Genomic DNA, 14,298 nt, shown 5'->3' on the forward strand with positions numbered 1-14,298 from the left:
AGCCCCCGAGTTATGGCCGAACCGCGAATCAGTATCCTGATGCCGTTCCGAAATACGGCCGCCTTCCTGGAAGAATGCCTGGCCTCTATCCGTGGCCAATCCCATGAAAACTGGGAATTAATTACCGTAAATGACCATTCGGAAGATGCCAGCAAAACCCTTTTGGAAAAGGCCGCCGTGGCGGATTCCCGCATCCGGGTACTGGAAAACACAGGGACGGGGATTATCCCTGCCCTGAGACAGGCTTATGCCGCTTCCTCGGGTGAACTGATTACCCGGATGGATTCGGATGACCGGATGAGCCCGGACCGCCTGGAAACAATGGCAGGAGAGCTGATCCGAAGTGGCCGGGGTCACCTCGCGCTTGGGCTGGTTAGGTACTTTTCTGATGCCGGGGTATCTGACGGGTATGACCGGTATGAAAAATGGCTCAATGGCCTGAGCGCCTCGGGGGAAAATTTTTCTGAAATCTACAAGGAATGCGTCATCCCTTCCCCATGCTGGATGGTATGGCGGCAGGACCTGGACAAGTCTGGCGCATTCCTGCCCGACCTGTACCCGGAAGATTACGACCTGTGTTTCCGGTTCTACCGCATAGGCCTCCAATGCCTGCCGGCGACAAAAGTCCTTCACTACTGGAGGGATTACGCCTGGCGAACCTCCCGCACCTCCGAGCACTATGCCCAGAATTATTTCCTGGAAATCAAAACCCGGTATTTCCTTGAACTGGACCGACAACCCTCAAGACCCCTGGTGATCTGGGGGGCAGGATACAAGGGAAAGAAAGTGGCACGCCTGCTGCTTGAGGCCGGGGAACCCTTCCGATGGGTTTGCGACAACCCCAGAAAAATCGGGAAGAAAATCTATGGGGTCCGCTTGGAACACTACCGCGCGATTTTCGGCTTACCGCAGCCACAGAGCATTATAACAGTTGCCAACGAGGCCGCCCAGTTGGAAATCAAGGGGGTATTGGGGCAGCTGCAACTGGAACAGCCAAAGGCAGACTACTTCTTTTTTTGTTGATTCCCGGGCGGAAGGCAAAAGGACCTACTGCACATCCCCAAGGTCCTTTCCGGCCATTGAATTGACTATCTTTGGGAATAGAATCGGATTTATGCTATTGAAGTATCCGGAAATGCTCTGGGGCCTGCTGGCCCTGCTACTCCCCATCCTGGTACACCTGTTGCGCCTGCGGAAGTTTCGCAAAACGGCCTTTACCAATGTGCGTGTCTTGCAACGGCTACGGCTGGAATCCGACCGAAGCAGCCGTCTTAAAAAGTGGCTACTACTGGCAGCCCGGCTGGGGTTGCTCGCCGCCCTTGTGATCGCCTTTGCCCAACCGTACCGGGCTGCCTCCGGGGCGCAAAGACAACGCGATATTGTGGTCTACCTGGACAATTCCATGAGTATGGAATATCCGTCGGGAGCCACTACCCTCCTCCAGGGGGAAATCCAGAAACTGCTAAGGGACCTGCCCGGGGATTTCCGGGTCTCGGTACTGACAAACACCCAGCAATATCCACGTCAGGAACTATCAGGGCTACAGGATATCCTGCTCACCATGGGCCATACCCATATAGAATCCGACCTCGGGTCGCTTTTGCTTCGGGCTGCCCCTCTATTTAACAATGACCCCTCTGTAGATCCCGAACTCTGGCTTATTTCCGATTTTCAGGGCTTCCGCGAAGGAGAAGTAGACACCACCCGATTGCCCCGCCTCAGGGCGGCGGTTGTAAACCCTCCCGGTAATAATAATATCTCCCTGGATTCTGCCTATCTCGAAAACCAGGGGGAAGATGTGCTTGAGCTGCATGTTGATGTCCGCCTCAGCAGTCCGGAAATCAACCAGGCGTTATCCCTGTACCAGGGGGACACCCTCATCGCTAAAACAGCTCCGGAAGTGGATGATTCCGGGAATGGGTCGGCCGTTTTTACACTGCCTGCCAGAAAAGGGATTACCGGCACCGTAAGGGTTTTGGACGAAGGCCTGCCTTACGACAATACCCTGTACTTCCACCTGGATAGCCCCCGGAAGATCCGGGTACTAAGCCTGGGGCCAGGCACTACAGATTACCTGAAACGCATCTTTACCGAAGACGAGTTCACCTTCCGGGAAACACGGCTTCGCACCCTCGATTTCGGTTTATTGGAAGCGCAGGACCTGATAATTCTCAATGGTTTGGAATCCATTCCGGAAACCCTAGAGCGCTTGCTTACCGCCAGCCTTGAAGCCGGGGCCAATATCCTGATCATCCCACCGGAGGGCCTGAACCCGGATGGCTACAACCGCTTTCTGGAAAGCACGGCGGGGTTAAGCCTGGAACCAGCCCTGGCCTCAGAGAACCGCATTACCAACATCCGATCGGATCACCCGCTCTTTCGCGATGTATTCGAATCTGAGATTTCCAATTTTGAATACCCGCAGGTACAGTCCTACCACAGGGTAAAAGGCAACCGGCCGGGAATCCTCGAATTTCAGGATGGCTCGCCTTTTTTACTGGGCTCCGGGAACCTCTATCTCTTTACGGCCTCCATAGCCCCTTCGAACAGCAACCTTACCAGCTCCCCTCTTATTGTCCCTACCCTTTATGCCCTCGGGCTAAAAGACCAGCTCCGGGATGCGTTGTACTACACCATCGGAGCACCTTCCAGCGTGAGCCTCGAGCGCAACCAGGGGCCGGATGGTGTTTACCAGCTGGAGACCGACGGATACAGCTTTATTCCGGAGCAGCAACAGCTCGGGAGGAAGACCGTATTGCGGTTTGGGGAGGAACCCCAAAGGAGTGGTACCTACCGAATTTCAGGGCTGGCATCCGAAGACCGGTTCAGTTTCAATTACCCCAGGGACGAAAGCCGCTATCCGGCCTTTTCAGGGGAGCTGCCGAAGTACATCCAGGTGGACCGGGGGATTGATAGCCTGCTTACCGGGTATCAAAATGAAACACGGGTAACCGACCTTTGGAAATGGTTTGTTATTTTTGCTTTGCTGTTTGCGGTGGCTGAGTTACTGCTCCAAAAATTCCTTCGATGAAGCTTCTACTGAAATCCGCTACCCTGATCGACCCCGGTCAGGTTGGCCTGCACGGGAAAAAACGGGACATCCTCATCGAAAACGGGCTTATTTCCAAAATCGCTTCCCGGATAGAAGCGCCCAGGGGCGCTAAAACAATCACTTATCCAAACCTCCACGTGAGCTGCGGGTGGTTCGACAGCAGTGTGAGTTTCGGGGAACCGGGATACGAGGAGCGGGAAACCATCGCCAATGGGTTGCGGGTTGCCGGGGCTTCCGGTTTTACAGGTATCGTCCTCAATACCAATACCCGTCCGGTACCCGATACCAGCGGGGATGTGGTTTTCCTCAGGGAAAGCGCCCGGGGGAGTGCCACAGGGCTATACCCTATGGGGGCGCTCAGCCTCGGCGCCAACGGCGAGGACCTCGCCGAACTTTTCGACATGAAAGGAGCAGGTGCAGTTGCCTTCAGCGATTATAAACACCCCGTTCAGAACCCGAACCTGCTTAAGCTGGCCCTGCTCTATACCCAGAACTTCGATGGGCTTATCCTCTCTTTTCCCCAGGATGGAGACCTTGCCCCCAATGGCCAGGTCCATGAAGGGGAAACTTCCGTTAGGCTCGGAATGCGGGGAATCCCGCCACTTGCCGAAGAATTGCGGGTGGCCCGGGACCTCAGGATCCTGGAGTATACCGGTGGGCGTTTGCATATCCCGACCATCTCCACTGCCCAAAGCATCGCCCTGATCGCTGCAGCCAAGAAGTCGGGACTCGACGTATCCTGCAGCGTTGCCGTGCACAATTTGCTGTACACGGACCAGAAAGTAGCAGGTTTTGACAGTGTTTTTAAGGTTTTGCCCCCCTTGCGCGGGCAACAAGAAGTAAAGGCCCTCCGCAAAGCCCTGGCCGATGGGGTTATCGATATGGTAACCACAGACCACAGCCCAAAGGATATAGAGGAAAAGAGACTGGAATTCGACCGGGCAGCCTTTGGCACCCTGGGGCTGGAATCCGCCTTCGGGATTCTCAATAAAATCTACGATACAGCGCAATGCGTGGAAATCCTGTGCCGGGGTCGTAAGCGTTTCGGTATCCCGCAGCCGCAACTGGCCGAGGGACAGCGGGCCGAACTAAGCCTGTTTAACCCGGATGTGGCAGTGACCCATGGGACTTCCCCCCTTATGTCTACGGCCAAGAACGATATGTTCCTCGGGGAGGAGCTAAAAGGTAAAGCCTACGGTGTAGTGGTAGGCGACAAAGCCCAACTGGCATGAAAGCGCCCGCTTCCGAGGCACGGACCATTGCCATTGTTGCCTACCTGACCCTGGTGGGTTCCCTGATCGCCATGACCATGAACGCAGAACCGAAGCACGCTTTCGGCCGCTTCCATACACGGCAGGCTTTTGGCCTCCACCTGGCTTTTATTTCAGTGATGCTTTTTTCCAGTCTGGTCTGGTTCCACCCCTATACCTGGATCGGTTTCTATGTCTGTTATTTCGCCCTCTGGATCTACGGGTTTATCGGAGCCCTGCAAGGAAAGGCCCTTTTGCTGCCGCTTCTGGGGAAACCTTTCCAGAAATGGTTCACGTTTATTTCCTGATTATGGCCCCTAAGGACCTATCCCTGCACCACCTGATCCGCCCCTCCGCCAACACGGAAGGGACTTCTGCCGCGCTTATTATGATGCATGGCTACGGGAGCAACGAAGAGGACCTTTTTTCCTTTGCCCCGGAGATGCCGGAAGACCTGTTTGTAATATCCCTGCGGGCCCCACATCCCTTACAGCCCTTCGGATACGCCTGGTACGCCATCAATTTTGAAGCGGAAAAAGGTAAATGGAACGATACGGCCCAGGCGGTGGAATCCAGGGAAGCCATCCTGCACTTTATCGGGGAGGCCACTACGGCCTATAACCTGGACCCTTCCAGAATTAACCTCCTGGGTTTCAGCCAGGGCAGTATCCTGGGCTATGCCCTGGCCCTTTCTTACCCGGAACGCATTCGGACCCTTGTAGCCCTCAGCGGGTATCTGGACCCGTCCATGCTGGTTGCGGGATTTGAATCCAAAAAGCACGAAGATTTGGAGATTTATGCCTCTCACGGGCAGGCCGATATGGTCATTCCCCCTGCCTGGGCCCAGAAAACAGCCGCATCCCTAAAGCAGCTGGGCCTTTCCCATGTCTATGAAGAATATCCCGTGGGGCATGGGGTTTCCATGGAAAACTTCAGGTCTTTCCTGCAGTGGCTTACCCCCCGCTACTGACCAGAGCGCGTATAAAGCAGGTGTGCCATGGGCGTAAAGCGCGCCCCCAGGTCTTCCCCCAATTCGTATTCGATAAGCAATTCCCCCCAATAACTGCCGTCTGAGAAATCGGCCAGAATCCATTTGTGGTTCAGGACTTTAATTTTATTGATCTTAAAGTCGCTTTCCATGCCCTCGTATGGGACAAGCGGGTTATCCCCGGACTGCTCGTTGGTCTCAAGCAACCGATCCATAACATAGGCCGAAGGATCCTCCAGGGGCAGGTCTTCAAAATACGCCAGGGCCTCGTCGTTATTCGCCAGGCTGAAATACTGCATATCCAGGGTCTCGAGGCGGGATTGTGTCAGGGAATCCTTCCATTGGGCCTCCCGCTCCCTAAGGCGGGATACCTCATTCTCGAGGCCTTGCATGTTGCGGGAACTGCTTACAGCCAGATAAAGGGCAATTAGTGCCGCAAAAACGAAAGCGTAAAGGAAAATATTCTTCTGCATGGTTATAGCGTTATAGTAAGGTTGTCGTATGCCAGGTGAACCCCTGTGGGCAAACCTGCTTCCACTTCCGCATGGAAGCCCATCCGGTGGCTGATATGGGTGAGGTAGGCCGATTCGGGGGCTACCTCGGAAATAAATGCAAGGGCTTCCTCCAGGTTAAAGTGGGAGTGGTGTGGTTCCTGCCGTAGGGCGTTCACGACCAATACTTTCAACCCTTCCAGCCGCATCATTTCCTCTTTCTCGATGGATTTCATGTCCGTCAGGTAGGCAAAATCGCCAATCCGGTATCCGAAGACCTGCAGGCGGTTATGCCAGACCTCCACAGGAGTCACCTGGTGATTCCCCACCGCGAAGGCCCTGCCCCTCTCCACCTCGTGCACCTGTACTGCCGGGGCACCCGGGTAACGGTCTTCATCGGCAAATATGTAGTCGAAACGCTTCATCAGGGAGGCGATCACACGTTTGTGGGCGTAAACCGGAATATCCCCTTGCCTGAAGAAAAAGGGACGGATATCGTCAATGCCGGCAGTGTGGTCGGCGTGCTCGTGCGTAAAAAGGATGGCATCGAGGCGGGGTATGGGGTGGCGAAGCATTTGCTGGCGGAAATCCGGCCCGCAATCGATAACCATATTGGCATCTGCAAGCTGCACCAGGACCGATACGCGAAGCCTTTTGTCTCTCGGGTCATCGCTGAGGCACACCGGATGGTCACTTCCGATAACCGGGATGCCCTGGGAGGTTCCTGTGCCGAGGAAAGTAATCTTCAACCGCTCGTCTGTTTTATCCAAATTTATAACTTATTTATTACTTGGATTGCCCCATCTTTATATCTTTGTTCCTTGTAAAAACGCCGTTATGCCCAGTGTTGAGAAGAATGAGTTCGCTTTCGAAAACGTTCCTTCCATCAAAGCCAAAACCCTCCGGATTAACCTGAACCCGGATATCTACGGAACCTTCGCCGAGATTGGGGCCGGGCAGGAAACCGCACGGCATTTTTTCCGGGCCGGTGGGGCCTCCGGCACCATTGCCAAGGCCATGAGTGCGTACGACAAGGATTTCAGCGATGCCATTTACGGGATTGAGGAAGACGGACGTTACGTGACCCAGAGTCGGCTGAAAAAGATGCTGGCCCACGAGATGAACCTCATGGAACAGCGCATCAGCCGGGAACACCACCCAGACCGCCTGTTTTTCTCCTATGCCAATACGGTGGCCACCATCGATTTTTCCAAACGGTACAAAGGCCACGGTTGGGTGGGGATCCGCTTCCAGCTGGACCCGCGCCAAAAAGAATTCGACGAGATCGTCCTCCATGTGCGCTTTAAGCAAAATGAAGCGCGACTGCAGCAGGAAACACTGGGGATTGTGGGGGTCAACCTGATTTACGGGGCATTTTACAAGCACCACAAACCACGCAAATTACTCAAATACCTCTACGACCATATCGATACGGATACCCTGGAGATTGACATGGTCAATTTCTCAGGACCCAATTTCACTCATGTAGACAACCGCCTGATGAGCCTTCAGCTCATCAAAAACGACATGACCGATGCGGTGATGTTCGGGCCGGATGGGAACAACCTGCTCCCGGCAGCTGTGCTCTACAAACGGAATATCCTCGCCTTACGGGGGAGTTTCCGTCCGGTGACCAAGGTCAATATGGACATGTTCCAGAAGTCCTACGATATTTTTGTTCGCGAACAAACGGTGGTCGAGGAGAAAACCATCGTAATCTTTGAAATCACCCTTTCCAACCTGAAGTCCTCGGGGGAAATCGATGAACACGATTTTATGGACCGGGCTGAGCTGCTCTGCTCCCTGGGGCATACAGTTATGATTTCCAAATTCTCCGAGTACTACAAACTGGTGGAGTATTTCAACAACTACACCAAAAACCGGATTGGTCTGACCATGGGGGTAAACAACCTGGTGGATATTTTTGACGAGAAATACTACCGCCACCTCAGCGGGGGTATTCTGGAAGCCTTTGGGAAGTTGTTCTTCAAGGACCTCAAGGTGTATCTCTACCCCATGAAAGACCCGGAAAGCGGTCAGATCATGACCAGCAACAACATCCAGGTCCACCCCAGGATGAAGGAGCTTTACAAATTCTTCAAGTACAACGGCAAGGTTATGGATATCATCGACTACGACCCGGATATCCTCCATATTTTCTCCCGGGACGTCCTGAAGAAAATCACCCAGAACGAAGAAGGGTGGGAAGAAATGCTCCCCGAGGGTATTGCCGAAGTCATTAAGGAAAAGAAACTCTTTCTGCCCAAAGAAAGCAAAGAAGCCCAACTCTTAGAATAAAAAAAGCCGGGATGTTCCCGGCTTTTTTTATTCCTGTATCCTATTCCAGGATCTGGGCGGCGTGATCTTTGGTATTGACCTTATCGATGACACGCTCCACTACCCCATCCTGATCGATGATAAAGGTCTTGCGGTGGATGCCGTCAAACTCCCGTCCCATGAACTTTTTAGGACCCCAGACGCCGAAGGCGTTAATTACGGTTCTGTCCTCGTCTGCCAGCAGCGGGAAGGGAAACTCGAATTTATCCCTGAAATTCGCTTGTTTTTTCTGGGAGTCGGCACTGACCCCAACAAGGGCATACCCGGCTTCCTGTAATTCCGCATAGTGATCCCTTAGGTTGCAGGCTTCGGCCGTGCACCCTGGGGTATTGGCCTTGGGGTAGAAAAACACCACCCACTTGCGCCCCTTGAAATCCGTGGAGGATACGGCGTTTCCGTCTTGGTCAACCGCACTAAAATCCGGTACTTTGTCTCCAGCTTTAAGCGTATTCATAGGTTCTATTTGTTTATTTATATTTAAACAAAGTTAAACATTTTTATGACGAAAGCAGAAAAAGCGGCCTTTGTAATGGAAACCCTGGAAGAATGCTATCCGGAGGTTCCCATCCCGCTGGAACATACAGATCCGTACACCTTGCTGATAGCCGTATTGCTTAGTGCACAGAGCACCGATGTCCGGGTGAACCAGACCACGCCCCTGCTGTTCGACCGCGCGGACAACCCCGCGGCTATGGTGCGCCTCAGTGTAGACCAGATCCGGGAGATTATCCGGCCGGTAGGCCTCTCCCCTACCAAGGCGCGGGCCATCCACCGCTTGTCCGAGATTCTGCTCGAAGACTATAAGGGGGAAGTCCCCCGGGAACTGGAGGCCCTGGAAACCCTCCCAGGGGTGGGCCATAAAACGGCCAGCGTGGTGGTGTCTCAGGCATTTGGGGTTCCGGCCTTTCCCGTAGATACGCATATCCATCGGCTCATGTACCGTTGGGGGTTATCTAATGGCAAGAACGTCGTTCAAACTGAAAAGGACGCCAAACGGTTGTTCCCCAGGGAGGCCTGGAATAAATTGCATTTGCAGATCATCTGGTACGGCAGGGAGTATTCCCCGGCCCGCGGGTGGGACCTTGAAAAGGATATCATTACACGAAAAATTGGCCGGAAATCGGTGCTTCGGGAGTACGAAGCCAAAAAAAAGGCCCGCAAATAAGCGGGCCTCGATATCTTAATTCAAGATGGTTTCGAAGGGTATACCTTTATACTCCAGGTAGTGTAAAGCCCTGGAATACTGCATTAAAAGGGAGATGGTCTCCTTTTTGGCCTGAATTACCTCACAGGCGTTGGCGTGTTCTGAGTAAATTTTTTCCATATGCTTTAGAGTTCGTTACACTTGTATAACGCAACCCATATGGAAATATTGCTCAGCTCGTAATCCTAGTAGTTGGTCAATACGATATTGTTCTTCTGGATGATTTTCCTCAGGTTGATCAGGGCGTAGCGCATCCGGCCCAGGGCAGTGTTGATACTGACCCCTGTACATTCGGAAATCTCCTTGAAGCTCATGTCTTTATAGATCCGCATGATCAGCACATCCCGCTGGTCGTCGGGAAGCTCGTCGATGAGCATGCTCAGGTCGCTGTCTATCTGGTCCTTGATGAGCTGTTTTTCCACATTGGGTTTTTCATCCCCGATAACCGAGAAGATATTGAAGTCGTCGCCCCCCTCGAATTTGGGCATCCGTTTGTTCTTCCGGAAATAATCGATAATCAGGTTGTGTGCAATCCGCATCACCCATGGCAGGAACTTACCTTCCTCACTGTAGTTTCCTTTCTTAAGGGTTTTAATGACCTTAATAAAGGTGTCCTGGAAAATATCCTCGGCGGCATCCCTGTCCAGCACTTTGGAGTAGATAAAACTGGTAATGCGCTGGTTGTGGCGGTTGATCAGGATTTCGAGGGCGCGTTCGTCTCCGCTGATATAATCCTGTACCAGGGTTGAGTCGTCGGTCTGGTGTTCCATAGAGCGTACGTATTGATTCAGTTAATGGCCTGTTGGCTTTGGTGATTACGATTATGTGTCCGGGTCTCAAACACAATTTAAAAGTAGCCAAAGGGCCTACGCTCGGAAAAACATTGTTGTAAAAGGGCGGATTCTTGATGTAAAAGCCGGATTTTAGCTTTTATTCCTATTTACGGGGTATGCGGCGTAGTTACCTGTACGGGATTGTACGATTCGCCTTACCTGCGGAATCCGTATCAGAGAAGGGTGATTCAGGGCACTGGAAACCCCTTGGAGGAAATCAATTGAGGTTGTTCTCGAAAACCATTCCCTCGGCCTTTACAATAGAGAGGGATTTGGAATAGTCCAGTAGGAACTTAACGGTACCTTTGGAGGCAGATACCAATTCGCACTTTTCAGTAGACGGGGTGTAGAGTTGATCCATAAGCCTTGCGCTGTTGTTTCCAAAATAACGCAAGGCTGCGGACACCTGATACCCCGCTTCGACCTATTGCCGATTAATTCGTCAAAACTATACTGTTCTCCTCGATGAGCTTTCTGAGGTTAATCAGGGCATAGCGCATACGCCCGAGGGCCGTATTGATACTGACCCCGGTACTTTCGGCAATTTCCTTAAAACTCATTTCCCGGTACATGCGCATTTGAATAACCTTCTGCTGGTCTTCCGGGAGCTGCGCTATGAGCCCTTCCAGGTCGGATTCGATCTGGTCCTTGATAAGCTGGTGCTCGGCATTGAGGGAACCATCCTGCATAATGGCGAAGATGTTGTACTCCTCGCTGGTCTCGTACCGGGGCATCCGGTTGCTTTTCCGATAGTGGTCTATAACCAGGTTATGGGCAATGCGGATTACCCATGGGAGGAATTTGCCTTCCTCGTTATATTTCCCAAGCTTAAGGGTCCGGATCACCTTCATAAAGGTATCCTGGAAGATATCCTCGGTAATCTCTTTGTCGAAGACCTTGGAATAGATGAATGAGGAAATGCGCTGGTTATAGCGGTTAATCAATACTTCGAGGGCCCTTTCGTCTCCTCCTCTGTACCGTTTGATCAGGATAGCATCGTCTGCCTGCAGAAGTTCCATAACTTACTTTTTTGAAGTAGCCCGGGCACCCGTCACAAAGAGGGGCTTCCAGACCGATTTGGGGTTTATAAATCAAAAAAGTAATGTTATGCGATAGGCATATAGATTTTGTGATGCGCCTCAAATATAAGTAAAATAAAATAGCGTCAAAAAATTCTTAACGGTTCCTCCCGGGCAATTCCCCTGGCCGAACCCTCTGGCAGGAGCGTGATTCTTGTCGTATCTTTAACCACATTTTAGCCGTATGCCCGCTCCCTCCAAAGCAAGTACCAAAGACGTTATCAGTATACAGGGTGCCCGACTGCACAACCTGAAAAACATAAACGTAGACATCCCACGCAACCGGCTGGTAGTTATCACCGGTATGTCCGGGTCGGGTAAGTCCAGCCTGGCATTCGATACGCTCTACGCCGAAGGACAGCGCCGGTATGTGGAGAGCCTGTCTTCCTATGCCAGGCAATTCCTGGGGAAACTGGACAAGCCCAAAGTAGACCACATCCGCGGTATTGCACCGGCCATAGCTATAGAACAGAAGGTAAATTCCACCAACCCCCGCTCTACCGTAGGGACCACCACGGAAATCTACGATTACCTGAAGCTGCTCTATGCCCGCATAGGGAAGACCATCTCCCCTATTTCCGGGAATGAGGTAAAGAAACACTCCGTTTCCGATGTAGTAGACCATATCTGTGCTCAGGAAGAAGGGGCCCGCATGCTGCTACTAGCCCCCGTATCTGTACCCGAAGGCCGTAAAACGGAAGATTTTCTTCAAATGCTCCATAAGCAGGGGTATGCCCGGATCCGGGCAGGGGGGGAAATGCTCCGGATAAGCCCCGAACTCGAGGTTACAGACCGGCAGTTAGAGCTGGTGGTAGACCGGATAGTGGCGCGGCCCGAAGACGAGGATTTCCGGAACCGACTGGCCGATGCCGTAGATACTGCGTTTTTTGAAGGGAAGGGCGAGTGCCTGGTTTTCCATATGGAATCGGGGCAGACTGAGGTCTTCAACAACCGCTTTGAGCTGGATGGCATCAGCTTTCTGGAACCCAATGTGCACTTGTTTTCGTTCAACAACCCCTATGGGGCATGTCCTAAATGTGAAGGCTACGGGGACGTGATCGGGATTGACGAGGATCTCGTGATACCGAATACAGCCCTTTCGATCTACGACAATGCCATTTTCCCATGGCGGGGTGAAAGCATGGGTAAATACCGGGATAAACTGGTGAACAACGCCTATAAATTCGATTTTCCCATCCACAAACCCTGGTACGAGCTTAGCGAGGAGCAACAGACTCTGGTTTGGGAAGGCAATACCTACTTCACAGGGCTTAATGCCTTTTTCGCCAAGCTGGAGGAAAAGAGTTACAAAATCCAGAACCGGGTCATGCTATCCCGTTACCGGGGTAAAACCCGGTGCCCGAAGTGTATGGGGAAACGGCTGCGGGAAGAAGCGCACAACGTGCGTATATACGGAAAATCCATCTCGGACCTGGTGGAAGTCCCTATTTACGCCCTGGCTGCCTTTTTTGATGACCTCCAGTTGAGCGATCACGACCGGCAAGTGGCGGCGCGCCTGCTTACCGAAATCCGAAACCGTCTGGGCTACCTCATGCAGGTGGGGCTCGGTTACCTCACCCTGAACCGGAAATCGAATTCCCTTTCCGGGGGGGAAAGCCAGCGCATTAACCTGGCTACCTCCCTTGGCAGCAGCCTGGTGGGGTCCATGTACATTCTGGACGAACCCAGCATAGGGTTACACCCCCGCGATACGGAGAACCTGATCCGCGTGCTGGAATCGCTGCGCGACCTGGGCAATACCGTAATTGTTGTAGAACACGACGAGGACATGATGCGGGCCGCGGATTACATTATCGACATCGGGCCGGAGGCCGGCACCCTTGGGGGCGAGGTAGTAGCCCAGGGGGATTTACAGAAAATCCTGACCTCAGACAGTTTTACCGCCCGCTACCTCAGTGGTGATCTTCGCATTGAGGTTCCCGCCAATAGGCGCAAGGGCAAAGGCTTTATCGAAATCCTGGGAGCCAGGCAAAACAACCTGCAGCATATAGATGTGAGGTTTCCTCTGCAATGCCTGACCGTGGTTACAGGGGTATCGGGAAGCGGGAAAAGCACCCTGGTTAAAGGAATCCTGTACCCCGTAATGCAGAAAGCCCTGGGAGGATACGGGGAAAAAGCGGGGCAGCATACGGCTGTGGAAGGGGAATATAAATTCCTCTCCTACGTGGAATTCGTAGACCAGAACCCCATTGGCCGATCCTCAAGGTCCAACCCTGTGACCTACCTGAAGGCCTACGACGAGATCCGCAACTTGTTTGCCTCCATGAAGCTGAGTAAAATAAGGGGGTATAAGGCCAAACACTTTTCCTTTAATATCGATGGGGGGCGCTGCGAGAAATGCAAGGGAGACGGGGAAATTACCGTGGAAATGCAATTCATGGCAGATGTGCACCTGGAATGCGACCAGTGCAAGGGGAAGCGATTTAAAAAGGAGGTGCTGGAAGTCACCTTCGAAGGGGCCAACATCAGCGATGTCCTGAGTATGACCGTAGACGATTCTATCGCCTTTTTCCGAAACCATAAACAGGAAAAGATCGCCCAGAAACTGCAACCGCTGCAGGATGTGGGACTGGGCTACGTTACCCTGGGCCAACCCTCCTCCACCCTTTCGGGCGGGGAGGCCCAGCGCATTAAACTGGCTTCCTTCCTCGGGAAGGGTCAGAGCCGGGAAAAAGGGCTGTTCATTTTCGATGAGCCCACCACCGGCCTCCATTTCCACGACATCCACAAGCTCCTGAAGTCCTTTGAAGCCCTCATAGACAAGGGGCACTCTATCATAGTAATTGAGCACAACCCGGAACTTATCAAATGTGCGGACCATATGATAGACCTGGGCCCGGAAGGTGGAGACAAGGGCGGGAGACTCCTGGGGACCGGGACCCCCGAGGCCTTGGCGGAGAACCCGGAATCCGTTACCGGCAAGTTTCTTAAAGACAAACTTTTTTCCTGATTCCGGGTTGCTATCCGGTAGCGGCTATCCCTTTATTTCTTAAGTAATCATTTATATATAGCTGTATATCAGATATATACATCACTTTTAAAT

Annotated in this window: 15 protein-coding genes; 8 read left to right on the forward strand and 7 right to left on the reverse strand. The window is 52.6% G+C overall.

The features are described 5' to 3' along the window. The first annotated feature begins 12 nt into the window (after positions 1-12). The 5 genes from CA832_RS08965 (at position 13) to CA832_RS08985 (ending at position 5,272) form a co-directional block, all read left to right on the forward strand. Positions 13-1,023 (forward strand): glycosyltransferase family 2 protein, encoded by a 1,011-nt coding sequence (locus CA832_RS08965; RefSeq protein WP_088341233.1) that lies wholly within the window; start codon positions 13-15, stop codon positions 1,021-1,023. Between the two features lie 91 nt (positions 1,024-1,114). Then, a complete protein-coding gene (locus CA832_RS08970) occupies positions 1,115-3,031 on the forward strand; it encodes a BatA domain-containing protein (protein ID WP_088341234.1) in 1,917 nt (638 codons plus the stop codon). Continuing rightward, positions 3,028-4,284: a dihydroorotase gene (locus CA832_RS08975; protein ID WP_088341235.1), complete on the forward strand. Its 1,257-nt coding sequence runs from the start codon at positions 3,028-3,030 to the stop codon at positions 4,282-4,284. Before CA832_RS08970 ends, CA832_RS08975 begins: the two co-directional genes overlap by 4 nt. Beyond that, positions 4,281-4,610: a hypothetical protein gene (locus CA832_RS08980; protein ID WP_088341236.1), complete on the forward strand. Its 330-nt coding sequence runs from the start codon at positions 4,281-4,283 to the stop codon at positions 4,608-4,610. The genes CA832_RS08975 and CA832_RS08980 overlap by 4 nt, the downstream gene beginning before the upstream one ends. Before the next feature lie 2 nt (positions 4,611-4,612). Further along, on the forward strand, positions 4,613-5,272 hold the full coding sequence (locus tag CA832_RS08985; protein ID WP_088341428.1) for an alpha/beta hydrolase: 660 nt from the start codon (positions 4,613-4,615) through the stop codon (positions 5,270-5,272). Here CA832_RS08985 and CA832_RS08990 read toward each other — a convergent pair. Continuing rightward, positions 5,266-5,763, reverse strand: a complete 498-nt coding sequence (locus CA832_RS08990; protein WP_088341237.1) for a hydrolase — start codon at positions 5,761-5,763, stop codon at positions 5,266-5,268. The genes CA832_RS08985 and CA832_RS08990 overlap by 7 nt on opposite strands. Positions 5,764-5,765: 2 nt before the next feature. Beyond that, a complete protein-coding gene (locus CA832_RS08995) occupies positions 5,766-6,530 on the reverse strand; it encodes an MBL fold metallo-hydrolase (RefSeq protein ID WP_088341238.1) in 765 nt (254 codons plus the stop codon). An 88-nt stretch (positions 6,531-6,618) separates the two neighbouring features. Between CA832_RS08995 and CA832_RS09000 the strand changes: the two genes are divergently transcribed. After that, positions 6,619-8,079 (forward strand): nicotinate-nucleotide adenylyltransferase, encoded by a 1,461-nt coding sequence (locus CA832_RS09000; protein ID WP_088341239.1) that lies wholly within the window; start codon positions 6,619-6,621, stop codon positions 8,077-8,079. 40 nt (positions 8,080-8,119) lie between these two features. On the opposite strand, the gene bcp is transcribed toward CA832_RS09000, so the two are convergent. Next, positions 8,120-8,572 carry a thioredoxin-dependent thiol peroxidase gene (gene bcp, locus CA832_RS09005; protein ID WP_088341240.1) on the reverse strand — a complete coding sequence of 151 codons (453 nt, stop codon included), beginning with the start codon at positions 8,570-8,572 and terminating at the stop codon, positions 8,120-8,122. 45 nt (positions 8,573-8,617) lie between these two features. On the opposite strand from bcp, the gene CA832_RS09010 reads away from it, so the two are divergent. Then, complete coding sequence (locus tag CA832_RS09010) at positions 8,618-9,283, forward strand: endonuclease III domain-containing protein (protein ID WP_088341241.1); 666 nt, start codon at positions 8,618-8,620, stop codon at positions 9,281-9,283. Between the two features lie 15 nt (positions 9,284-9,298). On the opposite strand, the gene CA832_RS15135 is transcribed toward CA832_RS09010, so the two are convergent. The 4 genes from CA832_RS15135 to CA832_RS09020 form a co-directional block, all read right to left on the reverse strand. Then, the gene (locus CA832_RS15135) at positions 9,299-9,442 is read right to left on the reverse strand and encodes a hypothetical protein (RefSeq protein WP_198944461.1); all 144 of its coding nucleotides are present in this window, start codon (positions 9,440-9,442) and stop codon (positions 9,299-9,301) included. A 65-nt stretch (positions 9,443-9,507) separates the two neighbouring features. Continuing rightward, positions 9,508-10,092 carry an RNA polymerase sigma factor gene (locus tag CA832_RS09015; protein WP_088341242.1) on the reverse strand — a complete coding sequence of 195 codons (585 nt, stop codon included), beginning with the start codon at positions 10,090-10,092 and terminating at the stop codon, positions 9,508-9,510. 280 nt (positions 10,093-10,372) lie between these two features. Further along, the gene (locus CA832_RS15140; protein ID WP_198944462.1) at positions 10,373-10,516 is read right to left on the reverse strand and encodes a hypothetical protein; all 144 of its coding nucleotides are present in this window, start codon (positions 10,514-10,516) and stop codon (positions 10,373-10,375) included. Between the two features lie 73 nt (positions 10,517-10,589). Continuing rightward, the gene (locus CA832_RS09020) at positions 10,590-11,174 is read right to left on the reverse strand and encodes an RNA polymerase sigma factor (RefSeq protein ID WP_088341243.1); all 585 of its coding nucleotides are present in this window, start codon (positions 11,172-11,174) and stop codon (positions 10,590-10,592) included. A 244-nt stretch (positions 11,175-11,418) separates the two neighbouring features. Between CA832_RS09020 and uvrA the strand changes: the two genes are divergently transcribed. Then, entirely contained in the window at positions 11,419-14,205 is a 2,787-nt protein-coding gene (gene uvrA / locus CA832_RS09025) for an excinuclease ABC subunit UvrA (protein ID WP_088341244.1), read from the forward strand. Positions 14,206-14,298: the final 93 nt, after the last annotated feature.

The sequence above is a fragment of the Robiginitalea sediminis genome, from assembly GCF_002198115.1.
Classification (GTDB): domain Bacteria; phylum Bacteroidota; class Bacteroidia; order Flavobacteriales; family Flavobacteriaceae; genus Robiginitalea; species Robiginitalea sediminis.